Origin of the sequence: Pseudomonas sp. 10-1B (genome assembly GCF_000935045.1) — a bacterium.
Lineage (GTDB): Bacteria > Pseudomonadota > Gammaproteobacteria > Pseudomonadales > Pseudomonadaceae > Aquipseudomonas.
In genome coordinates this window covers 1-25,843 of sequence record NZ_JYKS01000065.1, presented here as the reverse complement: position 1 = coordinate 25,843, position 25,843 = coordinate 1, and the positions used below count along the sequence as shown (strand labels likewise).

The following is a 25,843-nucleotide window of genomic DNA, read 5'->3' as shown; positions in this document are numbered from 1 at the left end:
AGAAGTGTCGTTGCGTGCTCTTATTATTTTTTTGCTGGGCTTCTTGTTTTTGTTGAGTGCCCTGCCCACAAATCTCGAAGCTTGTGGACGACCCCCAATCCAGGGGTTAAGAGCAAACGGATTGCTTTGGTCGCTGATGTCACGTTGATCTGTCGATCCAACCAGTTCAGGCGCTGCTTTTTAGTGCAGTTTTTGTTGTTCTCTGCCTGGTTGTGGGGCAAGCCCCAAACACGCATCCTCTCCAAAAGAATCAGTTAGCTGCGCCTCCGCCGTCTTGTTTTTATTGTGCGTGAGCCGTTTCGTCTTGTTCTTATTTTGAGTTGCAGTGCTTGTTATTGTTCTTGTACCAGACATATAGCAGGTGCCGTGCCAACTTTTCGAAGCCTAGTAAAATCAAGGGGTTGAGACGTTCAGGCAAAATTTTGCAGGCTGAAAATGGCGAAATTTCGTTACCGTATGCCTCGGCAACTGTTACGGGGGAAAGGTTGGGTAACAGATTTGCGGGGCAGGTGAGGTGTTACCTGGGATCCGTGTGCTAGCCTTTCTGGCCCCTTCGCGGGTAAACCCGCTCCTACACAGGTATGCACAACCCTGTGTACTCGCGAAAGGGCCGGGGAGGCTTATAGAGAAGGGGCAGGAGGAACCTCCTGCCCAGGCCGGTCAATTGTCGCTGGTAGCGTTGCTCTTGCGCCGTGGAATGCCCAGGCGCTGGCGGCGTTCCCACAGGCACTTGCGGCTGACCCCGAGCTTGCGGGCCAGTTCGGTCTCGGTCATGTGGTCCTGGTGCTCGAGGACGAAATGCTGGAAGTAGTCCTCAAGCGACAGGTCTTCGGTCGGTTCATGGCTGGCATTGGCACCACTGGTCACGGCCAGGGCGTTGTCGAGGATCTCGTCCTCTTCCAGGTCGCTCAGCTCGATGTCAATACCCAGCAGGTCGGCGGAAATTTCTGCGCTCTCGCTGAGAATCACCGCGCGCTCCACGGCGTTTTCCAGTTCACGCACGTTACCCGGCCAGCTGTAGTGACGAATGGCCTGCTCGGCTTCGGCCGAGAAATGCAGGTCGTCGCGGCCGATACGTGCGCTCTGGCGGGCGAGGAAGGCGCTGGCGATCTCGTTCACGTCGCTGCCGCGTTCGCGCAGGGCCGGCAGTTTCAGGGCGATCACGTGCAGGCGGTAATACAGGTCTTCGCGGAACTGGCCGGCCTTGGCCAGGTTCTTCAGGTCACGGTGGGTTGCGGCGATCAGGCGCACATCGACCTTTTGCGACTGCACCGAACCTACTCGGCGAATCTCGCCTTCCTGCAGCACGCGCAGCAGGCGGGCCTGGGCTTCCAGTGGCAGCTCGCCGATTTCGTCGAGGAACAGCGTGCCGCCGTCGGCAGCTTCCACCAGGCCGGCTCGCCCGGCGCTGGCGCCGGTGAACGCACCTTTTTCGTGGCCGAACAGCTCGGACTCGATCAGTGTCTCGGGGATGGCCGCGCAGTTCACCGAGATCATCGGTGCCTTGGCCCGCCGCGACAGGTTGTGCAGGGCGCGGGCCACCAGCTCTTTACCTGTGCCCGACTCGCCCTGGATCAGCACATTGGAGTCGGTGGGCGCGACCTTGCGGATCTTGCTGTACATGTCCTGCATTGGCGGGCACGAGCCAATGATGCCGATTTCGCCATTGGCCGGCGCCGCGCTGCCTTTGTCGGCCGGGGCGGCCTTGCCGTTGCTGGAGCGTGGCTCGGCGACCGCTGCGGCGGCTGGGGCGTTTTGCCGGTCGCGCAGGATACGCGCCACGGCCTGTAGCATCTCGTCGTGGTCGAAGGGCTTGGCGATGTAGTCCACCGCGCCCATTTTCATTGAGTCCACCGCCGAGCGCAGGCTGGCGTAGCTGGTCATGATCAGCACCGGGGTGCCCTGGCCGAGCTTGATCAGTTCGGTGCCGGGCGCGCCAGGCAGGCGCAGGTCGCTGACGATCAGGTCGAAGGTGGCAATGCTGAAGCGTTCCTGGGCTTCCTGCACCGAGCCGGCTTCGCTGACCTGGTACTGGTTGCGTTCGAGCAGGCGACGCAAGGCCGAGCGGATGATGGTTTCGTCTTCGACGATCAGAATGTGCGGCATTGATTCAATTCTCTCGACGGTCTCGAATTTCAGGGGACGTCGCTACGACATGCCGGGGCAGGGTCACGCGGATCCGTGTGCCACGTTGCCGTTCGATATCGGCCGGGCTGTCGATGGTGATTTGCCCATAATGCTCTTCCACGATGGAATAGACCAGAGCGAGCCCCAGTCCGGTTCCTTCGCCCGGGTCCTTGGTGGTGAAGAAAGGTTCGAACAGGCGGTCCTGGATGTTCTTCGGGATCCCGCTGCCCTCATCCTCGACGATCAGGTCGACGGTGTGCTCGCTGACCTCGCTGCGCACGCGCACAGCGCTGCCGGGCGGCGAGGCGTCGCGGGCGTTGGAGAGCAGGTTGATCAGCACCTGGGCCAGGCGCTGCGGGTCCCCTTCGGCCCAATGTTCCGGGTCGCAGAGGTTGTAGAACTGTACTTCGAAATTGCGCCGGTTCAACGCCAGCAGACCGATGGCGTCCTGCGCCACTTCGGCCAGGCACACCGGCTCTTCACTGTTCTGGTGACTGCCGCCGGCATGGGCGAAGCTCATCAGCGACTGGACGATGCGCGACACGCGCTTGGTCTGGTCGAGGATCTGGCTGGACAGCTCGATGATTTCGCCATCGTCTTCGCGTTCCTCGCGCAGGTTCTGCGCCAGGCAGGCGATGCCGGTGATCGGGTTGCCGATTTCGTGGGCCACGCCGGCGGCCAGGCGGCCGATGCTGGCCAGGCGTTCGGAGTGCACCAGCTTGTCTTCCAGTGCCTGGGTTTCGGTGAGGTCTTCGACCAGCAGCACCAGGCCGCTGTTACCCGGGGCCAGCGGCTCGTCGATGGCCGCCTTGTGCAGGTTCAGCCAGCGTGTCTGGCCATCCAGCGCCAGGCGCTGCTTGTGCAGGTGTTCGTCAGGCACGTTGATGAAACCCTGCAGCAGGCCGCGCCAGGGTTCGCCGATGGTGACCAGGCGCGAGCCGACCACGTGCTTGGCGGCGATACCGGTCAGTTCTTCCATGGCCTTGTTCCACATCAGGATTTCCTGGTCCTTGGCCAGCGAGCAGACGCCCATGGGCAGTTCCTGCAGGGTCTGGCGGTGGTAGCGGCGCAAGGCATCGAGCTCGGCGGCCAGGCCGGTCAGGCGTGAGTGGTAGTCTTCCAGGCGGCTTTCGATGAAGTGGATGTCTTCGGTCACGTAGTTTTCGTTACCGGACTTGTACGGCAGGAAGGTCTCGACCATGTCCTGGGCCACGCTCGGCCCCATCAGGCCGGACAGGTTGGCCTCGATGCGGTCGCGCAGGCGGCGCAAGGCATAGGGGCGACGCTCGTCGAATGGCAGGTAGAGGTCGCGCAGGGCCTGTTCCACCTCCTTTTGCGCGGCCTTGGCGCCCAGCGGCTTGGCCAGCTGGGTGGCGAACTCCTGCGGCGAGGCGGCATGCAGCTCGCGGCGCTGCGGGCGGCGCACGTTGTCCACCGCGCAGGCTTCGGCCGCGCTGACCTCCTCGGTGCTGGCGTTGGTGAACAGCGAGATCAGGGTGAACAGCAGCACGTTGGCCGCCAGCGAGGCGATTGCTGCCATGTGCCAGCTGGTGTCGTCCAGCACATAGATCATGTCCAGCAGCGGGATATAGAAGCCCTGCAGGTTGCCCAGCAGCGGCAGCAGCATGGTCACCATCCACACCAGGGTGCCGGCCAGCAGCCCGGCGATGAAGCCGCGGCGGTTGGCGGTAGGCCAGTACAGCACCGACAGCACCCCCGGCAGGAACTGCAAGGTGGCGACGAAGGCGACGATGCCCAGGTTGGCCAGGCTCTGGTGGTTGTTCTGGGTCAGGTAGAACATGAAGCCGGCGGTGATGATGGCGACGATCAGCGCGCGGCGGGTCCACTTCAGCCAGCGGTAGATGTTGCCCTCGGCCGGTGGCTGGTACAGCGGCAGCACCAGGTGGTTGAGGGCCATGCCCGACAGCGCCAGGGTGGTGACGATGATCAGGCCGCTGGCTGCCGACAAGCCGCCGATGTAGGCCAGCAGCGCCAGTGCCTGGTTGTTGGCGGCAATCCCCAGGCCCAGGGTGAAGTACTCGGGGTTGGTGCTGGCGCCCAGGCGCAAGCCGGCCCACAGCACCAGCGGCACGGCCAGGCTCATCAGCAGCAGGAACAGCGGCAGGCCCCAGCTGGCGCTGACCAGCGAGCGCGGGTTGAGGTTTTCGGTGAAGGCCATGTGGTACATGTGCGGCATGACGATGGCCGAGGCGAAGAACACCAGCAGCAGGGTGCGCCATGGGCCTTCCTGCAGTGGGGTGTGCAGGGCCGCCAGGGCGGTCTGGTTCTGCAGCAGCCAGACTTCCAGCTCGTGCGGGCCGCCGAACACGCCGTACAGGGCATACAGGCCGATACCGCCCAGGGCCAGCAGCTTGATCACCGACTCGAAGGCGATGGCGAACACCAGCCCTTCGTGTTTTTCGCGCGTGGCGATGTGCCGCGAGCCGAAGAAGATGGTGAACAGGATGATCAGAGTACAGAAGGCGAAGGCCACCCGGGCTTTGACCGGTTCACCGGTGAGGATGCTGATCGAGTCGGCCACTGCCTGGATTTGCAGGGCCAGCAAGGGCAGCACGCCGATCAGCATGATGATCGTGGTCAGCGCGCCGGCCCAGGTGCTGCGAAAGCGGAACGCCAGCAGGTCGGCCAGCGATGACAGCTGGTAGGTGCGGGTGATCTTGAGGATCGGGTACAGCAGCACCGGCGCCAGCAGGAATGCGCCGGACACCCCCAGGTAACAGGCGAGGAAGCCGTAGCCGTACTGGTAGGCCAGGCCCACCGAGCCATAGAAGGCCCAGGCACTAGCGTACACGCCCAGCGACAGGGTGTAGGTCAGCGGGTGACGAATGAGCGAGCGCGGGATCAACCCACGCTCGCTGATCCAGGCCACGCCGAACAGCACCATGAGGTACCCGGCGCTGATCAGGATCATCTGGGTCAGGCTAAAGCTCATCGGCATCTCGTTGGCTCTGCAGGATGAAGGTGACGACGATCAGGATCAGCCAGAGCAGGTAAGGGCGGTACCAGGCTCCGGTCGGTTCGATCCACCAGTCCATGATGGCCGGGGAGAACAGGTAGATCCCCACGACCAGAAGCAGGACCAAACGATAGATGTACATGCTGGCCTCGATGGTTGGGCGCTGCGGGCTTGGACTTATTATTGGCGCAAATGGCTGGGGGGATGCTAGCGGGAATCCATAGGGTTAGCCAAGAGTTTGAATTTATTGGGCTTTTGATTTTAGAGAAGGGTTGCCTGTTCTGGCCCTATCGCCGGCAAGCCAGCTCCCACAGGATTACCACAGGACCTGAGCGTTGCGCCGTACCTGTGGGAGCTGGCTTGCCGGCGATAGGGCGGTAAAGCCTCAGTGCAAATCAGCCTCTGGCACCGTAGTCTTCCGTGCAATCGCTTCTGGTCGCCACTGCTGGCGCGCTACTGCCAGCACTTCAGCCGGTGTTGCCAGCAAAAGCTCCGGGTCGGTGTCCTGCCCCAGCGCCCGCAACGCCCGCAGCAACAACGGCGTCGCATGCTCCACCTGCAGCGGCGGCGAACGGTACGACTTGCCCAGCTTGTGCCCGTCCGGTTGCACGATCAGCGGAATATGCAGGTAACGCGGCTGCGAGAAGCCCAGCAGCTCCTGCAGGTACAGCTGGCGCGGGGTGTTGTCGAGCAGGTCGGCGCCGCGCACGATGTCGGTGACACCCTGCCAGGCATCGTCCAGCACCACTGCCAACTGGTACGCATACAGCCCGTCGCGGCGCTGGATGACGAAGTCACCCACCTCACGCCCCAGGTGTTGCTGGAACTCGCCCTGCACCCGGTCGGTAAAGCGGTAGATCAACTCCGGCACCCGCAAGCGGATTGCCGCGCCTTCGCGGGCATGCCCGGCGTTACGGCACAAACCTGGGTAGATGCCGTGGTAGCCCTCCAGCTGCTTGCGCGAGCAGGTGCAGGCATAGGCCAGGCCCATGTTGAACAAGCGGTCGACCACCGCGGCATAAGCGTCGTGACGTTGGCTTTGGCAGACTACCTCGCCATCCCATTCCAGGCCGTAGCGTTCCAGGGTCTGCAGGATCGCATCGCGGGCGCCGGGCATTTCCCGGGGTGGGTCGGTGTCTTCCATGCGCAGCAACCAGCGGCCATTGACGGCGCGGGCATCGAGCCAGGAGGCGAGGGCGGCGACCAGCGAGCCGAAGTGCAGGAAGCCGCTGGGGGTAGGGGCGAAACGCCCGATATAACTGGAGTCGGTCATGGTCATGCTGGGCATATAAATGAAACGGGGCGCATGATGCGCCCCGTTCAAATAGAAGAAGGATCAGCCTTTGCCGACCGTTTTTTCCTTTTTCTCGGCGATTTCCTTGCAGTCGAAGCACAGGTCTGCGGTGGGGCGGGCCTCCAGTCGACGCAGGCCAATCTCGATGCCGCACGATTCGCACCAGCCGTATTCGTCGGCCTTGATCTTGTCGAGGGTCTTGTCGATTTTCTTGATCAGCTTGCGCTCGCGATCGCGGTTGCGCAGCTCCAGGGCGAATTCTTCTTCCTGGCTGGCGCGGTCGGCCGGGTCGGGGAAGTTGGCCGCTTCATCCTTCATGTGGTCCACAGTGCGGTCCACACTGGTCATCAGCTCTTGCTTCCAGGCGCCGAGAAGCTTGGTGAAGTGCTTTTTCATGGGCTCGCCCATGTACTCTTCACCCTTGGTTTCTACGTAGGGCTCGACACCGTACATGGTCTGGGCTTTTTGCTTTTCTACGGTGGACATGAATAGACCGCCTCTCACTCATCTGATCCAATGCGCAGGATGCTCCATCTCCGGCACCCGCCGGCCCTGCGACTGCGAGCCGCCGAACTTACCAGATAGATCGGGGGTGCGCTACCCCGCCCGATCCTGGCAATTGACAGCGGCGCGAGCCGCACGTTCGGTGGCGTGCAGAGGTAGAATCTCCAGTTTAGCCCCATTTGAGAGAAGGTCATGGCCCACCCCTACAGTGCGCGCAGCCGCGCCATCGAACCCTTCCATGTCATGGCACTGCTGGCCCGGGCCAACGAGCTGCAGGCGGCCGGGCACGACGTGATCCACTTGGAAATCGGTGAGCCGGACTTCACCACCGCCGCGCCCATCGTCGCCGCCGGCCAGGCGGCACTGGCCGCCGGGCACACCCGCTACACCGCAGCGCGCGGCCTGCCGGCGCTGCGTGAAGCCATTGCCGGATTCTACGGCCAACGCTATGGCTTGAATGTCGACCCGGAGCGCATCCTCATTACCCCGGGTGGCTCCGGCGCGCTGCTGCTGGCTAGCAGCCTGCTGGTCGACCCGGGCAAGCACTGGCTGCTGGCCGACCCGGGCTACCCGTGCAACCGCCACTTCCTGCGCCTGGTCGAAGGCGGCGCGCAACTGGTGCCGGTAGGGCCGGAGGTGAATTACCAGCTGACGGCAGACCTGGTCGATCGTTACTGGGACAAGGACACGGTCGGCGCTTTGGTCGCCTCGCCAGCCAACCCCACCGGCACAGTGCTGGGCCGTGACGAGTTGGCCAGCCTTGCCCAAGCCACCCGTGAGCGCCATGGCCACCTGGTGGTGGACGAGATCTATCACGGCCTGACCTATGGCATGGACGCGCCGAGCGTGCTGGAAGTGGACGACTCGGCGTTCGTCCTGAATAGTTTTTCCAAGTATTTCGGCATGACCGGTTGGCGCCTGGGCTGGCTGGTGGCGCCCCCCGGCGCCGTGGCCGATCTGGAAAAGCTGGCGCAGAACCTGTACATCAGCGCACCAAGCATGGCCCAGCACGCCGCGTTGGCGTGCTTCCAGCCCGAAACCCTGGCCATTTTCGAAGAGCGCCGCGCCGAGTTCGCCCGCCGCCGCGACTACCTGTTGCCGGCCTTGCGTGAGCTGGGCTTCCGCATTGCCGTCGAGCCGCAGGGGGCGTTCTACCTGTACGCCGATATCAGTGCCTTTGGTGGGGATGCGTTCGCCTTCTGCCGGCACTTCCTGGAAACCGAGCACCTGGCCTTCACCCCGGGGCTGGACTTTGGCCGCCACCTGGCCGGGCACCATGTGCGCTTTGCCTACACCCAGAGCCTGCCGCGCCTGGAAGAGGCGGTGCAGCGTATTGCCCGTGGCCTGCGGAGCTGGCAAGGCTGATGCGCTTTTCTCCCTCACTTGAGCAGGGCCGCCTGCTGCGCCGCTACAAGCGTTTTCTGGCGGACATCGAACTGGCCAACGGCGAGCAGATGACCATCCACTGCCCGAACACCGGCTCCATGCTCAACTGCATGCGTGAAGGCGGGCAGGTATGGTTCAGCCGCTCCAACGACCCCAAGCGCAAGCTGCCGGGCACCTGGGAAATCAGCGAAACCCCACAGGGGCGGCTGGCCTGCGTGAATACCGGGCGGGCCAATACGCTGGTCGAAGAGGCCCTGCGGGCCGGCACCATCGCCGAGCTGGCCGGCTTCACCGCGCTAAAGCGAGAAGTGGCCTATGGCGAGGAAGGCAGCCGCATCGACTTTCGCCTGGAATTCGACGGTGTTCCCGCTTTTGTCGAGGTCAAGAGCGTGACTCTGGGCTATCCCGACAGCCCCGTGGCGGCCTTCCCCGATGCGGTGACCCAGCGTGGCGCCAAGCACCTGCGCGAGCTGGCGAAACTTGCCCGGCAGGGCGTGCGGGCTGTGCAGTTGTACTGCGTCAACCTGACCGGCATCGAAGCCGTGCGCCCGGCCGAGGAAATCGACGCAGCTTATGCCCAGGCCCTGCGCACCGCAGTGGCGGACGGGGTGGAAGTGCTGGCCTACGGTACCCGCCTGGACGCTGAAGGCATCGTCATCGATCGCCGTTTGCCGGTACTGCTCGGCCCTTGACCAATGGGGCCGCTGTGCGGCCCATCGCCGGCAAGCCAGCTCCCACAGGTATTGCGCAAACCTTGAGCTGCTCGCAATACCTGTGGGAGCTGGCTTGCCGGCGATGGGCTGCGCAGCAGCCCCAATAGCTGCCCCCATGGCTTATCTGGCGGGCATCAACCAGATGCCCTGGCTGTCTTCGTGGCAGCCCAGGGCTTGCAGTTGTTCGCCCTCGCAGGGCCCGGCCACGCATTCGCCGCTTTCGATCAGGAACAACGCACCATGGTGGGCGCAGTGGATGAGGCTGGCGCTGTCATCGAGAAACGCGTCTCGCGCCCAGTTCAGCGGGATGCCCCGATGCGGGCAACGGTTGCGGTAGAGGTACACCTGGCCCTGGCGGCGCACGCCGAACAGCTCGGTGCCGTCTACGCTGAAGGCGCGGCTTTGGCCTTCGGCCAGGCCGTGGGAGGTACAAAGGAAGTGCATGGCAAGGACGGCTCGTGAAACAAGGGATGGCTTGACGCTTCAATGCGAATAATTATCAAATTGCCCGCATTCGCTGCGCCCGGCTGTCTATGGTGCGCAGTTCCGCCGCCCGCCACAAGGTGCGCGGCCCGCCTGCAGAAGGAACCCGATGATGCGCCGTCCTGTCGCCTTGCTTGCGCTGTGCGCAAGCCTTGTGCTTTCCACCCAGGCCTTGGCTGCCGAGCTGCCGCAGCGCTGGGTCAGCGCCGGTGGTGCATTGAGCGAGTGGATAACCGCGCTAGGCGGGGAAGCGCGCCTGGTCGGCGTGGACACCACCAGCCAGCACCCGGCATCGCTGAAATCATTGCCCAGTGTGGGTTACCAGCGGCAGCTGTCGGCTGAAGGCATTCTCAGCCTGCGCCCGGACGTGCTGGTGGGCACCGAGGAAATGGGCCCGCCGCCGGTACTGGCGCAAATCCGCAAGGCTGGCGTGCAGGTCGAGCTGTTCTCCAGCAAGGCCGAACTGGCTGCGGTGGATGAAAACCTCAAGCACCTGGGGCAGTTGCTCGGCGCAGAACAGCAAGCCGGGGAGTTGGCGGCAGGCTACCATCAGCAGCTCGATGCCTTGCAAGCCAAGGTCAAGCAGGCCCAGGCCGGGCAGAAGGCGCCGGGGGTGTTGCTGCTGGTCGGGCATGCCGGGGCCAAGCCGCTGATCGCCGGGCAGGGCACCGCTGGTGACTGGCTGCTGGGCCAGGCGGGCGGGCGCAACCTGGCAGAGCATCAGGGCTACAAGAATTTTTCCAACGAAGCGCTGGCGGCATTGGACCCGGATGTCATCGTGTTTTCCGACCGGGCACTGGCTGACGAGCAAGCCTTGCAGGCACTGCTGAAAGAAAACCCGGCGTTGGCGGTGTCCCGCGCTGTGCGTGAGAAACGCCTGGTATCGCTCGACCCGACATTGCTGGTAGGTGGGCTCGGGCCGCGCCTGCCGGCGACCTTGCAGTCGCTGGCAGCCACCTTCTACCCGGCAGCCAAGGCCAGCTTCGCGCAATGAAACAACGGGTCCAGCCACGTACGTTGTTCATTTGCCTGAGCCTTTTGTGCCTGTTGGCGATCTGGCTGTCACTGGCCCTGGGGCCGGTCAGCCTGCCACTGTTCGATACGCTGCGTGCCGGCCTGCGCCTGTTGGGGCTGCCCATCGCCGCTGACGGCCTGCAGCAGGCCGAGATGATCCTGGGCCAGATCCGCTTGCCGCGTACCCTGCTGGGGCTGGCGGTGGGCGCGGTGCTGGCGCTGTCGGGCGTGGCCATGCAGGGGTTGTTCCGCAACCCGCTGGCCGACCCCGGGCTGGTGGGGGTGGCTGCTGGGGCGGCAGTGGGCGCGGCGGTGGCCATCGTGAGTGGCAGCTGGCTGGGCGGTATGCCGGATGCATTCGCCCCTTATTTGCTGTCACTGTGCGCCTTCATTGGCGGGCTGGGGGTGACCGCGCTGGTCTATCGCCTGGGGCGGCGCGATGGCCAGACCAACGTCGCCACGATGCTGCTGGCCGGGGTGGCCATGACCGCGCTGGGTGGCGCTGCCGTGGGGCTGTTCTCCTACCTGGCCGATGACGCTGCCCTGCGCACGCTGACCTTCTGGAACCTGGGCAGCCTCAATGGCGCCAGCTACGAGCGGCTGTGGCCGTTGCTGCTGGTGGCGGCGGGGGTGGCACTGTGGTTGCCACGCCGGGCCAAGGCGCTGAATGCCCTGTTGCTGGGTGAGTCGGAGGCGCGGCACCTAGGGGTCGACGTGGAGCGGCTCAAACGCGAGCTGGTGTTCTGCACGGCGCTGGGCGTGGGCGCTGCGGTGGCTGCGGCTGGGCTGATCGGCTTCATCGGCCTGGTGGTACCGCACCTGGTGCGGCTGCTGGCGGGGCCCGATCATCGCGTGGTGCTGCCGGCCTCGTTGCTGGCCGGGGGCGTGCTGATGCTGTTCGCCGACCTGGCGGCGCGGCTGCTGCTGGCGCCTGCCGAGCTGCCGATCGGTATCGTCACGGCCTTCATCGGGGCGCCGTTCTTCCTGTTCCTGCTGATACGAGGGCGCAGCTGATGTTGCAAGTCGAGGGCCTGCACCTGCGGCGGGGCGGCAATGAGGTGCTGCACGACATTCACCTGCAACTGAGCCCAGGGCAGGTCGTGGGGGTGCTTGGCCCCAATGGTGCAGGTAAGAGCAGCCTGCTGGGTGTGTTGTGTGGCGAGCTGGCGCCCGACCGCGGGCAGGTGACGCTACAGGGCCGACCACTGGCCGACTGGGCCGGACAGGAACGGGCCAGGCGCCTGGCGGTGCTGCCGCAGGTTTCCAGCCTGGGTTTCTCGTTCCGGGTCGAGGAAGTGGTGAGCATGGGCCGCATGCCCCATGGCACCGGGCAACGGCGCGATGCAGAAATCGTCGAGGCGGCCTTGCACGCGGCGGATGCCTGGCACCTGGTGGAGCGCAGCTACCTGGCGTTGTCCGGTGGCGAGCGGCAAAGGGTGCACCTGGCCCGCGTGCTGGCGCAGCTGTGGCCGGGGGAGCGGGGCACCACGCTGCTGCTCGACGAGCCGACCTCGATGCTCGACCCGCTGCACCAGCACACCACCCTGGAGTCCGTGCGCCGCTTCGCCGACCGTGGCGCTGCGGTGCTGGTGATCCTGCATGACCTGAACCTGGCGGCGCGCTACTGTGACCGTATCCTGCTGCTGGAGCAGGGTCGCTGCCATGCGTTCTCCTCGCCCGAAGAGGTGCTGACGCCGGTGGCGTTGAAGGCTGTATACGGGATCGATGTGCTGGTACAGGCGCACCCGGAGCGTGGGCATCCGCTGATCATCACCCGCTGAGAGGCATGTTGCGCTCCCACAGGAAATGGTGCAGGCCGGGTCAATTGTGAATGACATGGAGGCAATGCCAATGCGACACCCGCTGCTTTTCGGTTTCTCGCTGTGCCTGCTGCTGGCGCTGGGCGGCTGCCAGGCCAGCCTGCCGCCGTTGCCCGCCTGGCAGAGCAGTGAAGGGCGCACGCATGCCGAGCTGGGGCGCATCATCGATCTTGCCGATGGGCAACCGATAAGCCCTGAGCAGTTGGTACAGCGCCTGGCTGTCGCCCCCCGCGTGCTGGTTGGCGAGAAACACGACAACCCCGACCACCACGCGCTGCAACTGTGGCTGCTGCGTGCCCTGCAAGGCCAGCGTGCGCAGGGCAGCCTGCTGCTGGAGATGCTGCAACCCGAGCAGCAACCGTTGCTGGACCAGCTTGCCGGGCAACCCTTGCCGACGGACCTGCCCAAGGCCCTGGCCTGGCAAGAGGGCTGGGACTGGCAGTTGTACGGGCCAATCGTGACTGAAGCCTTGCAGCAGCGGGTGCCACTGCTGGCAGCCAACCTGTCGCCTGGCGAGATGCGCCAGGCCTATCGACAGCCGGTTGCGTTAACCGGCAAAAATTCCAATGCGCCAGCGGTAAAGGCCGCCTTGCTCGAACAGGTTCGCGCTGGGCATTGCGGCATGCTGCCGGAAAGCCAGTTGCCGGCGATGCTGGCCGTGCAGCAGCAGCGCGACCGGCGCATGGCCGAGCGCTTGCTGGCGGCGCCGCAACCGGCACTGCTGTTTGCCGGTGCCTATCACGTGCGCAAGGACCTGGGTGTGCCATTGCACTTGAGTGATCTGGGCGCGCAGGGGGAGAGCAAGGTGCTGTTGCTGGTTGAAGTGGGCGAGCAGGTCGAGGCAGGGCAGGCCGATTACCTGTGGTACACGGCGGCGATGCCGGAACAGGACTATTGCGCTCAACTGCGGCAGTAGCGTCACCAGCACTGGCCCTATCGCCGGCAAGCCAGCTCCCACAGGGACAGTACAAGACTCAAGGCTAACGCTGTACCTGTGGGAGCTGGCTTGCCGGCGATAGGGCCTGGCCTGGCGGCACAAAACCTACAGGCAAAAAAAGACCCGGCAAATTGCCGGGTCAATAACCGTGATTAGCCTGATGAGGAGATAATCTGAGAGTCCGAACCAGGGGCTCTTAGCTTATCCAACCAGTCTCGCGACCAGTTGTGATAATCATAACGATTCTCATTTCGGAGTCAATCCCCTTTCCGCGATTATTTTGGATTTTTTTGCGGAGGGCTTTTCGCATCCAGTTGTTGGTTGAGCGCTTCTTTGCGTTCGAGCGGCAAATCGTTCCAGTGCATGTCCAGCAGGGCGCCTTCAATGGCGTACAACAGCACCTTCGATGCGCGGAACCCCCGGGTCTTCACGGCCTGGTACGCACCCACCGCGCCCAGGCGGCGCAAGTCCGAGGCACTATGGATACCGGCTGCATGCAGCCACTGCGCAGAGGTCTTGCCAAGGTTCTTCAGATGCTGCAATTCATCGTTCATCGAGCCTCCTTGCGATGGCTGAACGGGGATTGGGGGATAAATCGCGAGCAGGTCAGAGAGGAGTGTAGCGGGGGTTGGGGAATATGCGGCTTTTTGCCATCGGCGCGATGAGATGCCCTGTGCCGACCTCTTCGCGGGCTCGCCCGCTCCCACAGGTTCGGCGCAGCCTTCAAGGACTGTGGTTTACCTGTGGGAGCGGGCAAGCCCGCGAAGGGGCCAGCCCAGGAAATCAGTTAGCTTACAGGCCAGGCAGACGCTGGCGAATCTGCTCGATCACCTGGTTCATGCTGCCAGCAGTCTGAGTATCGACCTGGGTGCTGTGCACCTGTTCCTGCGCATCCAGCGGTTCACGGCTGGCCTGCTGGGCCTTGACCACCTCCAGGGTGGCATCCGATGGGTCGCTGTTTTCTGCCTGGCGCTGCTCCAGCCAGCTGGCGATGACCGCGTCTGGCGCATGGCAGTCGAGGATCAGGAACGGCACCCCGGTCTGGCTGGCGACGTCCGCCGCGGCCTGGCGCTGCTCACGCTTGAGGTAGGTGGCATCCAGCACCACCGAGAAGCCGGCGCGCAGCACGGTTGCCGCCACTTCGTGCAGGCGCTGGTAGGTCGCCGCATTGGCATCCTGGTCATAGATGCCGGCACTCAGCTGGCCAGCGTCGGCCTGCTGTTGTTCACCGAACAGGCGCTTGCGCTCCACGTCCGAACGCACGCGGACCGCGCCCAGGGCCTCGACCATGCGCATGGCCACATGGCTTTTGCCCACCGCCGAAACACCGTGGGTAATGGCCAGCAGGCGCGACGGGATGGCACTGTAGCTTTCTGCCAGGTTGGCGTAGTTGCGGTAGGTGCGCAGGGTGGTGGCACGCTGCACACCATCGGCGTCGGCCGGCATGCTGAACAGCGCGACCTTGGCCCGCACCAGCGCGCGGTAGGCTTTGTAGAAGTTGAGCAGTTCCAGGCCTTCGTAGTCGCCGGTCAGCTCCAGGTACTGGCTGATGAAGCGTCGGGCCAGGCATTTCAGGCCGCGGTCTTCCAGGTCCATGGCCAGGAAGCCGGTGTCGGCGTAGACGTCGGTCAGGCGGAACGGTTCGTTGAACTCGATGCAGTCGAAGATCACCACCTTGCCATCGATCAGGGTGGCGTTGCCCAGGTGGATATCACCGTGGCATTCACGGATGAAGCCGTTGGCCTTGCGCTTTTCCAGCAGGCCATGCAGGCGTTCGAAGCTGCTGCGTGCCCAGGCCTGCAAGGCGTCGAGTTGCTGCAGGTCGGCCTTGTCGCTGAGGAACGGGCGAATCTGTTCGAAGTTCTGCTCCACTGGCGCCATCACGCTTTCTGGCGTGCCCAGCGGGTGCTCCACCGGTACGCGCGGGGCCTGCAGGTGGAACTCGGCGATTTGCCGGGCCATCTGGTCGATGTGCGCGGCGTTCAGCTCGCCATTGGCCTGCAGGGTGCTGAGCATCTGCCCCTGAGGGAACTGACGCATCTTCAATACGTATTCGATGGCTTCGCCTTCGCCACCGATCTGCGGTGCTTCAGCGCTACCGGTGATCGGCAATACTTCCAGGTACAGGCCGTCGGTCAGGCGCTGGTTCAGGCGCAACTCTTCGTTACAGAAGTGCTGGCGCTGATCCAGGCTGGTGAAGTCGAGGAAGCCGAAGTTCATTGGCTTCTTGACCTTATAGGCGTATTCGCCAGTGAGCAGGACCCAGGAGATATGCGTCTCGATGAGCTGGAACCCATCCACGGGATGAGGGTACAGGGCAGGGTTCTGCAATGCAGCGATAAGGGCTTGGCTCACGGGAAATCCTTCCGGGGCAGGGAATTCGAATGCGCCATTATGGTCAATGGTGCCGTCCCTGCCTACCGCCGGGCCGTCTGCCCAGCCTTTATAAAGTGCGTATAATCCGCCGCCATGACCCGAACCCGAAATCCCCGTACCCCTAAGAAACGCCCGACCGGCCGCTCCCGCGCCTGGCTGGGCTGGGCGTTGAAGCTCAGCCTGGTCGGCCTGGTGATCGTTGCCGGTTTCGCGGTTTACCTCGATGCCGTCGTCCAGGAGAAATTCTCTGGCAAGCGCTGGACCATCCCGGCGAAGGTGTATGCCCGGCCGCTGGAACTGTTCAGCGGCCAGAAGCTGAGCAAGAACGACTTCCTCACCGAACTCGATGCGCTCGGCTACCGGCGTGAAAGCGCGGCCAACGGCCCGGGTGCGGCGGCAGTCAGTGGCAATACTGTCGACCTTAACACCCGTGGCTTTCAGTTCTACGAGGGCATGGAGCCAGCGCAGTTCGTGCGCGTGCGTTTCTCCGGCGATTACGTGGCGGGGCTTTCCGGTGCCAACGGCAAGGCGCTCGATGTGGTGCGCCTGGAGCCGCTGATGATCGGCGGCATCTACCCGAAAAACCTCGAAGACCGCATCCTGATCAAGATCGACCAGGTGCCCAAGTACCTGCTGGAAACCCTGGTGGCCACCGAAGACCGCGATTTCTACAGCCATTTCGGGGTATCGCCCAAGTCCATCGCCCGAGCCATGTGGGTCAATACCTCGTCCGGCTCGATGCGCCAGGGCGGCAGTACCCTGACCCAGCAGTTGGTGAAGAACTTCTACCTCACCAGCGAGCGCAGCCTCAGCCGCAAGCTGACCGAGGCGATGATGGCCATGCTGCTGGAGCTGCACTACGACAAGCGTGAAATCCTCGAGGCCTACCTCAACGAAGTGTTCGTCGGCCAGGATGGCCAGCGGGCGGTGCACGGCTTCGGCCTGGCCAGCCAGTTCTTCTTCAGCCAGCCGCTGTCGGAGCTGAAGCTGCACCAGATCGCCTTGCTGGTGGGCATGGTCAAGGGCCCGTCCTACTACAACCCGCGCCGTTACCCTGAGCGCGCATTGGCTCGGCGCAACCTGGTGCTCGACCTGGTGGCCGAGCAGGGCGTGGCCAGCCAGGCGGAAGTCGATGCGGCGAAGAAGATGCCGCTGGGCGTGACCAAGCGCGGCAGCCTGGCCGACAGCTCGTTCCCGGCGTTCCTCGACCTGGTCAAGCGTCAACTGCGCCAGGATTACCGTGACGAAGACTTGACCGAAGAAGGCCTGCGCATTTTCACCAGCTTCGACCCGATCCTGCAGATGAAGGCCGAAACCTCGATGAGCGAGACCTTCAAGCGCCTGGCCGGGCGCAAGGGGGCTGACGAGGTGGAATCGGCGATGGTCGTGACCAACCCGGAAACCGGTGAGGTGCAAGCATTGATCGGTAGCCGCCAGGCGGGCTTCGCCGGCTTCAACCGCGCCATCGACGCCGTGCGGCCGATCGGTTCGCTGGTCAAGCCGGCGGTGTACCTGACCGCACTGGAACAGCCGAGCAAATATACCCTGACCAGTTGGGTGCAGGACGAGCCGTTCTCGGTCAAAGGTGCCGACGGCCAGGTCTGGCGCCCGCAAAACTACGATCGCCGCCCGCACGGCACCATCTACCTGTATCAGGGGTTGGCCAATTCCTACAACCTGTCGACCGCCAAGGTCGGCCTGGAAGTGGGCGTGCCTAGCGTGATCAAGACCATTGGCCGGCTGGGGGTGAATGTCGACTGGCCTGCCTTCCCGGCGATGCTGCTGGGCGCCGGTGGCATGTCGCCGATGCAGGTCGCGACCATGTACCAGACCATCGCCAACGGTGGCTTCAACACGCCGATGCGCGGTATCCGCAGCGTGCTCACCGCCGAGGGCGAGCCGCTCAAGCGCTACCCGTTCCAGATCCAGCAAACCTTCGACCCAGGTGCCATCTATCTCGTACAGAACGCCATGCAGCGGGTAATGCGCGAAGGTACTGGCCGTTCGGTGTACAACACCTTGCCGCGCACGCTGACCCTGGCGGGCAAGACCGGTACCAGTAACGATTCGCGCGACAGCTGGTTCTCCGGTTTCAGCCAGGACCTGCTGGCGGTGGTGTGGATGGGCCGTGACGACAACGGCAAGACGCCATTCACCGGTGCCACCGGTGCCCTGCAGGTGTGGACGAGCTTCATGAAGAAGGCCGACCCGCTGCCGCTGGACATGCCGCAACCGGACAACGTGGTGCAGGCCTGGATTGACCCGTACAGCGGCCAAGGGTCCGATGGCAGCTGTCCGGGAGCGGTGCAGATGCCGTATATTCGCGGGAGTGAACCGCCCGCCGGCGCGACCTGTGGCGGCGAGCAGAATCCGGCAGAATCAGTCATGGACTGGGTCAAAGGCTGGATGAATTAAGCACAGGCTGCATTGATGAGGTGTGACGTGAACAAGTGGCTGTTTCCTGCCGTGACGGCGCTGGCTGTGCTCCAGGGGTGCTCCAGCGTCCCGCGCGGCAATATCCCGGTGGTCGACTCGAGCACCCGCGTGTCCAACAGCGAACGCGTGACGGCCAACCGCGCGGCGGCTGGCTATAACACGGGCACCGCGCAAGCGCAGACGTTGCCTGAGGAGTCCGGCGTCACCGTGATGATCCCGCAGGGCGCTGGCGCTTCAGGCATCCAGACGTTCCCAGCGGCCAATGGCGCGGCGCCGATCAGCACCTCGCCGATCACCCCGGGGCCGGTCACTTCGGCACCGATGACCACCAATCCAAACCCGATCGCCGACGAACCGTTCGACATCGCGGCAATGAACAGCGCCTCGCAAAGTGCCAGCGCGCCAACCGGCATTCCACGTAGCGGCGCCGCTACAGGTGGCCTGTCGGCCGATGAGCAACTGGACGGCCCGGTGCTGGCGTTGCTGACCACCGCGCAGACGCAGCAGGGCAGTGGTGACTTCAACGGTGCCGCCTCGAGCCTGGAGCGTGCCCAGCGCATTGCCCCACGCGAGCCGCAGGTGCTGTACCGCCTGGCCCAGGTGCGCCTGGCGCAAGGTGATGCAGCACAGGCCGAGCAACTGGCGCGTCGCGCCCTGACTTACGCCAACGGCCGCCCGAGCCTGCAGGCCGAGTTGTGGAACACCATCGCCCAGGCCCGTGAAAAGCAGGGTGACAGCGCTGGTGCCGCACTGGCCCGGCAAAAGGCACGGGTCAATTCGTGATGATCGAGCAACGCGTTCTGGATATTGCCGACCACTTGCTGCTGATCGAGCGTGAGCTGCAGGTGCAAGGCTGGTGGGATGACGAGCCGCCAAGCGACGAGGCCCTGGCCAGTACCGTGCCGTTCGCCGTCGATACGCTCAGTTTCGAGCAGTGGCTGCAATGGATTTTCCTGCCGCGCATGAAGATCATCATCGAGCTGGGCCACCCGCTGCCCAGCGCCTCTGGCATCCTGGTCATGGCCGAAAGCGTGTTTGTCGACCGGCCAGAGCAAAGTCGTGAGCTTCGCCGCCTATTGGCAGCATTCGATCAATTGATTGCTCCTTCCGCCTGATTTCTTCAGTTTTTCCTTCAAGGGCCGCAGATTGTGGCCCTTTTTTGTGGAAATCTTATTAATTCTGCTGCTGAAGCGTTTTTTAGTGGTGGCAGGAATTCATCTTGAGGAAAAATTGGCAATAATTTTTCTTGACTTGTAGCCGCCAAATCACAAGAATCCAACTTCCGCTGTAGAGGGACTGCCAGAAGCAGACCCGCTAAGCAGATCATGAGGTGCACACCCGCGCCGACCTGTTACACCCCGCAACGCGTTACCTCGCGCTGGGTGGGAAAACCCCGCAACACTCTGGGGCGCTCCCAATACTTGCTCAGTCAGTGCTGACGTTCGCTCATGCTCTGCTTGGCAGTAAACCTATTAAGACCCGTCCACTAGGGACGGTATTCTGGCGTTTTAGAGGTGAACAACGTGGAGCTTTTATCTGGCGCTGAGATGGTCGTCCGCTTCTTGCGTGACGAAGGCGTTAAGCACATCTACGGGTACCCTGGTGGTGCTCTCCTGCATGTTTACGACGCGCTGTTCAAGGAACCGGAAGTCGAGCACATCCTGGTTCGTCACGAGCAGGCGGCTACCCATATGGCGGACGGCTATGCCCGCGCCACCGGCAAGGCCGGTGTGGTGCTGGTAACCTCCGGCCCGGGCGCGACCAATGCCATTACCGGCATTGCCACCGCCTACATGGACTCGATTCCGATGGTCATCCTGTCTGGCCAGGTGCCTAGCACCATGGTGGGTACCGATGCCTTCCAGGAAACCGACATGATCGGTATCTCGCGGCCGATCGTGAAGCACAGCTTCATGATCAAGAACCCGACCGAGATCCCTGAAATTCTGAAAAAAGCTTTCTACCTGGCGCAATCCGGTCGCCCAGGTCCGGTCGTGGTCGACATTCCAAAAGATATGACCAACCCGGCCGAGAAATTCGAATACGTCTACCCGAAAAAGGTCAAGCTGCGCTCCTACAGCCCGGCAGTGCGTGGCCATTCCGGCCAGATCCGCAAGGCTGCCGAGATGCTCCTGGCCGCCAAGCGCCCGATCGTCTACTCCGGTGGTGGCGTGATCCTCGGCGGTGGCTCCGAAGCCCTGACCGAAATCGCCAAGTCGCTGAACCTGCCGGTCACCAATACCCTGATGGGCCTGGGTGGCTTCCCGGGTACCGATCGCCAGTTCCTCGGCATGCTCGGTATGCACGGCAGCTTCACCGCCAACATGGCCATGCACAACGCCGACGTGATCCTCGCGGTCGGTGCCCGTTTCGACGACCGCGTGGTCAATGGCCCGGCCAAGTTCTGCCCGAACGCCAAGATCATCCACATCGACATCGACCCGGCGTCGATCTCCAAGATGATCAAGGCCGACGTGCCGATCGTCGGCCCGGTCGACAGCGTGCTCAGCGAAATGCTCGGCATCCTCAAGGAAATCGGCGAGCAGCCTGACCAGGCGGCGCTGGATGCCTGGTGGAAGCAGATCGACGAATGGCGTGGCAATGGCGAGCTGTTCCCTTACGACAAGGGCGACGGCAATGTCATCAAGCCGCAGAAAGTCATCGAAACCCTGTGCGAAGTGACCAATGGCGATGCCTTCGTCACCTCCGACGTGGGCCAGCACCAGATGTTCGCGGCGCAGTACTACCGCTTCAACAAGCCGAACCGCTGGATCAACTCCGGTGGCCTGGGCACCATGGGCTTCGGTTTCCCGGCGGCGATGGGCATCAAGCTCAACTTCCCGGACCAGGACGTAGCCTGTGTGACTGGCGAAGGCAGCATCCAGATGAACATCCAGGAGCTGTCCACCTGCATGCAGTACGGCCTGCCGGTGAAGATCGTCAACCTGAACAACGGTGTGCTGGGCATGGTCCGCCAGTGGCAGGATATGGCCTACAACGGTCGTCACTCACACTCGTACGTCGAGTCGCTGCCTGATTTCATCAAACTGGCCGAGGCCTATGGCCATGTGGGTATCCGCATCACCAGCCTGAAGGACCTCAAGCCGAAGCTGGAAGAAGCGTTCGCGATGAAGGACCGCCTGGTGTTCATCGACATCGCGGTTGACCGCAGTGAGCACGTCTATCCGATGCAGATCAAGGATGGCTCGATGCGTGACATGTGGCTGAGCAAGACGGAGCGTACCTGATATGCGGCACATCATTTCCCTGCTGCTGGAAAACGAACCAGGTGCGTTGTCCCGCGTGGTCGGCCTGTTCTCCCAGCGCAACTACAACATTGAAAGCCTGACCGTGGCGCCGACCGAAGACCCGACCCTGTCGCGTCTGACGTTGACCACCGTTGGCCATGACGAAGTGATCGAACAGATCACCAAGAACCTGAACAAGCTGGTCGAAGTGGTCAAGCTTGTCGACCTGTCGGAAAGCGCTCATATCGAGCGTGAACTGATGCTGGTCAAGGTCAAGGCCACCGGTGCCCAGCGCGCCGAGATCAAGCGCACCACGGACATTTTCCGTGGCCAGATCGTCGACGTGACCGCCAGCGTGTACACCGTGCAGCTGAGCGGTACCAGCGACAAGCTGGACAGCTTCATCCAGGCGATCGGCACTGCATCGATTCTCGAAACCGTGCGCAGCGGCGTTACCGGCATTGCCCGTGGCGACAAAGTGCTCAGCATCTAAATTCAAAAATTAGCGATGGCTCCGCAGGGGCCGAGATATAACCAGGGGTATTTTCATGAAAGTTTTCTACGATAAAGACTGCGACCTTTCCATCATCCAGGGTAAGAAAGTCGCCATCATCGGTTACGGTTCCCAGGGCCACGCTCAGGCGTGCAACCTGAAGGACTCCGGTGTAGACGTTACCGTCGGTCTGCGTAAAGGTTCGGCTACCGTTGCCAAGGCTGAAGCCCACGGCCTGAAAGTTGCCGACGTGGCTACCGCCGTCGCTGCTGCCGACCTGGTCATGATCCTGACCCCGGACGAATTCCAGGGCCAGCTGTACAAGAGCGAAATCGAGCCGAACATCAAGAAGGGCGCTACCCTGGCCTTCTCCCACGGCTTCTCGATCCACTACAACCAGGTCGTTCCGCGTGCCGACCTCGACGTGATCATGATCGCGCCGAAGGCCCCGGGCCACACCGTTCGCTCCGAGTTCGTCAAAGGCGGCGGCATCCCTGACCTGATCGCTATCTACCAGGACGCTTCGGGCAACGCCAAGAACGTCGCCCTGTCCTACGCCGCTGGCGTCGGTGGCGGCCGTACCGGCATCATCGAAACCACCTTCAAGGACGAGACCGAAACCGACCTGTTCGGTGAGCAGGCCGTTCTGTGCGGCGGTACCGTCGAGCTGGTCAAAGCCGGTTTCGAAACCCTGGTCGAAGCTGGCTACGCGCCAGAAATGGCCTACTTCGAGTGCCTGCACGAGCTGAAGCTGATCGTTGACCTCATGTACGAAGGCGGTATCGCCAACATGAACTACTCGATCTCCAACAACGCCGAGTACGGTGAGTACGTAACCGGTCCGGAAGTCATCAACGAAGAATCCCGCAAGGCCATGCGCAACGCTCTGAAGCGCATCCAGGACGGCGAGTACGCGAAGATGTTCATCTCCGAAGGTGCTACCAACTACCCATCGATGACCGCCAAGCGTCGCAACAACGCCGCTCACGGCATCGAAATCATCGGCGAGCAACTGCGTTCGATGATGCCGTGGATCTCGGCTAACAAAATCGTCGACAAGACCAAGAACTAAGTCTTATCGAAAGATGAAAAGCGCGGCTTCGGCCGCGTTTTTTCGTTCTGGCAGTCAGCATCTGGTATAAAGCAGACCAGTGGCCTGCTGTCAGAACCTGTTTCGCGGGCCCGTGTCGAACATTTTCCATCCTGTTGCAAGGTACCCTCCATGAGCGAACGTCCCGAAGAGCCGAACAAGCCCTCCGACGCCGAAAGCCTGCTACCTGTCGATGAGCACGTTGAAGAAGGGCATGACGCCGAAGGGCGCAAGGTGCGCCACCGCGGCATCTACCTGTTGCCCAACCTGTTTACCACCGCCAACCTGTTTGCCGGCTTCTATTCCATCATCAGCTCGATGAGCGCACAGAGCGCCCTGAGTGCCGGTGACCCGCGTGAAGCGAGCAAGTACTTCGCCTTTGCCGCCATCGCCATCTTCGTGGCCATGGTGCTCGACGGCCTGGACGGCCGCGTTGCGCGCATGACCAATACCCAGAGTGCCTTCGGGGCTGAGTACGACTCGCTGTCGGACATGGTCGCCTTCGGCGTGGCCCCGGCCTTGTTGGCCTTTGGCTGGGCGCTGGGCGACATGGGCAAGGTCGGCTGGATGGTCGCCTTCATCTACGTGGCCGGTGCGGCGCTGCGCCTGGCGCGTTTCAATACCCAGGTAGGCACCGCCGACAAACGCTACTTCATCGGCCTGGCCAGCCCGGCTGCTGCGGGTGTGGTTGCAGGTACCGTGTGGGCGTTCAGCGACTACGGTATCCAGGGCTCCAAGCTGTCGTTCCTGGTGGCGCTGCTGGTGGCTGCGGCCGGCATGCTGATGGTCAGCAACATCAAGTACAACAGCTTCAAGGAACTGGACCTCAAGGGCCGCGTGCCGTTCGTGGCGATCCTGGCCGTGGTGCTGGTGTTTGCCGTGGTGTTCAGCGACCCACCGCGCATCCTGCTGCTGATCTTCCTCGCCTATGCGGCTTCGGGGCCGATCCAGTTCTTGTTGAAGGCGCGTCGGCGCAAGGCGTGAAAATCGCTTAACGCTGGAATAACCTTCCGGCTCCATAGTCTTACTGGTACATCCGTTATCCAGTGCTGTGGAGCCGCCCATGCTCATCAAGCTTCCCAGGTCTTCCGAGTGCAAGGCATCGGAGATCACCCCCGAAGACATCTACTTTTCCCGTCGCGCTCTGCTGGGCGGTTCCCTGGCTGGCCTTGCCCTGGGTGCGTTGCCGGGCGGGGTGGGGGCCGCTGAGGTCTCGCGTTATGCCGATGTGCAGGCCGGAGCCGCACCGGCCTGGTTCACCGACAAGCTCGTGGCCACGCGCTGGCAGGCGGTGACGGTGAAGGATGAGGCGATCACGCCATTCAAGGATGCTACCCACTACAACAACTTCTATGAGTTCGGGCCTGACAAAGGGGACCCGGCAGCCAATGGCGACAGCCTGAAAACCGAACCATGGAGCGTGGTAGTTGATGGCGAGGTGGGTAAGCCGGGGCGCTATGCATTGGAAGACTTCGTCAAACCTTATCAGCTTGAAGAGCGCATCTATCGACTGCGTTGCGTAGAGGCGTGGTCGATGGTCATTCCGTGGCTGGGGTTCCCTTTGGCTCAGGTGCTAAAGCAGGTCGAGCCGACTTCCAAGGCGCGCTACGTACGCTTCGAGACCTTGAAGGACCCGCAGCATATGCCGGGGCAGCGGTCGGGGTTCGCCTTGATCGACTGGCCTTATAGAGAAGGGTTGCGCCTGGACGAGGCGATGCATCCGCTGGCGATTCTGGCGGTGGGGATGTATGGCCGGGAGCTGCCCAACCAGAATGGCGCGCCGTTGCGCTTGGTGGTGCCATGGAAGTATGGCTTCAAGAGCATCAAGTCGATCGTGCGCATCAGCCTGGTGGCCGAGCAGCCCGGCACTACCTGGGAAGGGTTGGCACCGGATGAGTATGGTTTCTATGCCAACGTGAACCCGACGGTGGACCACCCGCGCTGGAGCCAGGCGCGCGAGCGGCGCTTGCCCAGCGGGTTGTTCAGCCCCAATGTGCGGGAAACACAGATGTTCAATGGCTACGCCGATGAAGTGGCGTCGCTGTATACCGGGCTCGACCTGCGGAAGAACTATTGATGCGCTATCCCTGGTTTCGTCTGGCCATCTTTGTCGTGGGGTGCCTGCTCCCCGCGTGGTGGTTGTATGAGGCGGCGATGAACCAGCTCGGGCCAGACCCTGGGAAGATCCTGATGGACCGCCTGGGGCTGGGCGCGTTGACCTTCCTGCTGGTCACCTTGAGCATGACACCGCTGCAGAAACTCTCCGGGTGGTCGGGCTGGATCGTGGTGCGCCGGCAGCTGGGGTTGTGGGTTTTTGCCTATATTGTGCTGCACATCCTGGCTTATCTGTTCTTTATCCTGGGGCTGGACTGGGGGCAATTGGCGGTGGAGTTGCGCAAGCGGCCCTACATTATTGTGGGGGCGCTGGGGTTTCTTGGGTTGCTGGCGTTGGCGGTTACCTCGAACCGGTATAGCCAGCGGCGGTTGGGGGCCAGGTGGAAGAAGTTGCACAGGTTGGTGTATGTGATTCTTGGTTTGGGGTTGCTGCATTTTTTGTGGATTGTTCGCTCGGATCTGCGGGAGTGGGCGGTTTATGCGGGGATTGGGGCGGTGTTGATGGTATTGCGTGTGCCTGTTGTTGCGCGGCTGCTGCCCAAGGTTGGCAGGAGGCAGGGGAGGGCGATTTGAGAGTGGGGTGGAGGCGCTAGGTGCCTGCCTCTAGATGGCATAGGCTTTGAGAGGTGCCTGCCTTGGGTTCTCTGGCGCCTACCAGATCGAGCGCCGCCCGCGCGGCGCATCGCCGGCAAGCCGGCTCCCACATTTGTTTCGGGCCAGTCCAGCCTGTGCCATTGGCGCGCGCGCCCTTTTCTCTTCTCTTCACTATCGAGGGTTGCGCCACTGCCCTTCAGCAATCTCCAGCCATAGACCCAGGGAGCGAGTGCGGA

Annotated in this window: 23 protein-coding genes; 15 read left to right on the top strand and 8 right to left on the bottom strand. The window is 63.0% G+C overall.

Annotated elements, in window-relative coordinates:
• Positions 1-660: 660 nt before the first annotated feature.
• The 5 genes from TZ03_RS25830 to dksA all read right to left on the bottom strand — a co-directional run bounded on the left by TZ03_RS25830 (position 661) and on the right by dksA (position 6,884).
• Positions 661-2,106 (bottom strand): sigma-54-dependent transcriptional regulator, encoded by a 1,446-nt coding sequence (locus TZ03_RS25830; protein WP_051101200.1) that lies wholly within the window; start codon positions 2,104-2,106, stop codon positions 661-663.
• 4 nt (positions 2,107-2,110) lie between these two features.
• On the bottom strand, positions 2,111-5,086 hold the full coding sequence (locus TZ03_RS25825; protein ID WP_177328508.1) for a sensor histidine kinase: 2,976 nt from the start codon (positions 5,084-5,086) through the stop codon (positions 2,111-2,113).
• Complete coding sequence (locus TZ03_RS30895; protein WP_003250005.1) at positions 5,070-5,246, bottom strand: hypothetical protein; 177 nt, start codon at positions 5,244-5,246, stop codon at positions 5,070-5,072. The genes TZ03_RS25825 and TZ03_RS30895 overlap by 17 nt, the downstream gene beginning before the upstream one ends.
• A gap of 243 nt (positions 5,247-5,489) precedes the next feature.
• The gene (gene gluQRS, locus TZ03_RS25815) at positions 5,490-6,377 is read right to left on the bottom strand and encodes a tRNA glutamyl-Q(34) synthetase GluQRS (protein ID WP_177328507.1); all 888 of its coding nucleotides are present in this window, start codon (positions 6,375-6,377) and stop codon (positions 5,490-5,492) included.
• Positions 6,378-6,440: 63 nt separating this feature from the next.
• Complete coding sequence (gene dksA, locus TZ03_RS25810) at positions 6,441-6,884, bottom strand: RNA polymerase-binding protein DksA (protein WP_012274224.1); 444 nt, start codon at positions 6,882-6,884, stop codon at positions 6,441-6,443.
• A 210-nt stretch (positions 6,885-7,094) separates the two neighbouring features.
• Here dksA and TZ03_RS25805 point away from each other — a divergent pair, with 210 nt between their 5' ends.
• Positions 7,095-8,267 (top strand): pyridoxal phosphate-dependent aminotransferase, encoded by a 1,173-nt coding sequence (locus TZ03_RS25805; RefSeq protein WP_051101198.1) that lies wholly within the window; start codon positions 7,095-7,097, stop codon positions 8,265-8,267.
• Positions 8,267-8,980, top strand: a complete 714-nt coding sequence (gene sfsA, locus TZ03_RS25800) for a DNA/RNA nuclease SfsA (protein ID WP_051101197.1) — start codon at positions 8,267-8,269, stop codon at positions 8,978-8,980. The genes TZ03_RS25805 and sfsA overlap by 1 nt, the downstream gene beginning before the upstream one ends.
• A 141-nt stretch (positions 8,981-9,121) precedes the next feature.
• Here sfsA and TZ03_RS25795 read toward each other — a convergent pair whose 3' ends face one another.
• Positions 9,122-9,445 carry a Rieske (2Fe-2S) protein gene (locus TZ03_RS25795; protein WP_051101196.1) on the bottom strand — a complete coding sequence of 108 codons (324 nt, stop codon included), beginning with the start codon at positions 9,443-9,445 and terminating at the stop codon, positions 9,122-9,124.
• 148 nt (positions 9,446-9,593) lie between these two features.
• Here TZ03_RS25795 and TZ03_RS25790 point away from each other — a divergent pair, with 148 nt between their 5' ends.
• The 4 genes from TZ03_RS25790 (at position 9,594) to TZ03_RS25775 (ending at position 13,234) form a co-directional block, all read left to right on the top strand.
• A complete protein-coding gene (locus TZ03_RS25790; RefSeq protein ID WP_051101195.1) occupies positions 9,594-10,478 on the top strand; it encodes a heme/hemin ABC transporter substrate-binding protein in 885 nt (294 codons plus the stop codon).
• A gap of 50 nt (positions 10,479-10,528) precedes the next feature.
• On the top strand, positions 10,529-11,512 hold the full coding sequence (locus tag TZ03_RS25785) for a FecCD family ABC transporter permease (protein ID WP_177328509.1): 984 nt from the start codon (positions 10,529-10,531) through the stop codon (positions 11,510-11,512).
• The gene (locus TZ03_RS25780; protein ID WP_051101193.1) at positions 11,512-12,279 is read left to right on the top strand and encodes a heme ABC transporter ATP-binding protein; all 768 of its coding nucleotides are present in this window, start codon (positions 11,512-11,514) and stop codon (positions 12,277-12,279) included. Before TZ03_RS25785 ends, TZ03_RS25780 begins: the two co-directional genes overlap by 1 nt.
• A gap of 70 nt (positions 12,280-12,349) precedes the next feature.
• Positions 12,350-13,234: a ChaN family lipoprotein gene (locus TZ03_RS25775; protein ID WP_051101192.1), complete on the top strand. Its 885-nt coding sequence runs from the start codon at positions 12,350-12,352 to the stop codon at positions 13,232-13,234.
• Between the two features lie 296 nt (positions 13,235-13,530).
• On the opposite strand, the gene TZ03_RS25770 is transcribed toward TZ03_RS25775, so the two are convergent.
• Complete coding sequence (locus tag TZ03_RS25770) at positions 13,531-13,809, bottom strand: TfoX/Sxy family protein (protein ID WP_051101191.1); 279 nt, start codon at positions 13,807-13,809, stop codon at positions 13,531-13,533.
• 238 nt (positions 13,810-14,047) lie between these two features.
• Positions 14,048-15,610: an AAA family ATPase gene (locus tag TZ03_RS25765; protein WP_051101190.1), complete on the bottom strand. Its 1,563-nt coding sequence runs from the start codon at positions 15,608-15,610 to the stop codon at positions 14,048-14,050.
• Between the two features lie 114 nt (positions 15,611-15,724).
• Here TZ03_RS25765 and mrcB point away from each other — a divergent pair, with 114 nt between their 5' ends.
• The 9 genes from mrcB (at position 15,725) to msrQ (ending at position 25,586) form a co-directional block, all read left to right on the top strand.
• Complete coding sequence (gene mrcB / locus TZ03_RS25760) at positions 15,725-18,046, top strand: penicillin-binding protein 1B (RefSeq protein ID WP_051101189.1); 2,322 nt, start codon at positions 15,725-15,727, stop codon at positions 18,044-18,046.
• A gap of 15 nt (positions 18,047-18,061) precedes the next feature.
• Positions 18,062-18,850, top strand: coding sequence for a tetratricopeptide repeat protein (locus TZ03_RS25755; RefSeq protein WP_051101188.1), 789 nt, complete (start codon positions 18,062-18,064; stop codon positions 18,848-18,850).
• Complete coding sequence (locus tag TZ03_RS25750; protein WP_051101187.1) at positions 18,850-19,182, top strand: YqcC family protein; 333 nt, start codon at positions 18,850-18,852, stop codon at positions 19,180-19,182. Before TZ03_RS25755 ends, TZ03_RS25750 begins: the two co-directional genes overlap by 1 nt.
• A 408-nt stretch (positions 19,183-19,590) precedes the next feature.
• Positions 19,591-21,315 carry an acetolactate synthase 3 large subunit gene (locus TZ03_RS25745; RefSeq protein ID WP_051101234.1) on the top strand — a complete coding sequence of 575 codons (1,725 nt, stop codon included), beginning with the start codon at positions 19,591-19,593 and terminating at the stop codon, positions 21,313-21,315.
• A gap of 1 nt (position 21,316) precedes the next feature.
• Positions 21,317-21,808, top strand: coding sequence for an acetolactate synthase small subunit (gene ilvN, locus TZ03_RS25740; protein ID WP_003250040.1), 492 nt, complete (start codon positions 21,317-21,319; stop codon positions 21,806-21,808).
• A 55-nt stretch (positions 21,809-21,863) separates the two neighbouring features.
• Positions 21,864-22,880, top strand: coding sequence for a ketol-acid reductoisomerase (gene ilvC, locus TZ03_RS25735; RefSeq protein WP_051101186.1), 1,017 nt, complete (start codon positions 21,864-21,866; stop codon positions 22,878-22,880).
• A 150-nt stretch (positions 22,881-23,030) separates the two neighbouring features.
• Positions 23,031-23,882 carry a CDP-diacylglycerol--serine O-phosphatidyltransferase gene (pssA, locus tag TZ03_RS25730; protein WP_003250045.1) on the top strand — a complete coding sequence of 284 codons (852 nt, stop codon included), beginning with the start codon at positions 23,031-23,033 and terminating at the stop codon, positions 23,880-23,882.
• A 79-nt stretch (positions 23,883-23,961) separates the two neighbouring features.
• A complete protein-coding gene (msrP, locus tag TZ03_RS25725) occupies positions 23,962-24,975 on the top strand; it encodes a protein-methionine-sulfoxide reductase catalytic subunit MsrP (protein WP_051101185.1) in 1,014 nt (337 codons plus the stop codon).
• Entirely contained in the window at positions 24,975-25,586 is a 612-nt protein-coding gene (gene msrQ, locus TZ03_RS25720) for a protein-methionine-sulfoxide reductase heme-binding subunit MsrQ (protein ID WP_051101184.1), read from the top strand. Before msrP ends, msrQ begins: the two co-directional genes overlap by 1 nt.
• The last annotated feature ends 257 nt before the right edge of the window (positions 25,587-25,843 follow it).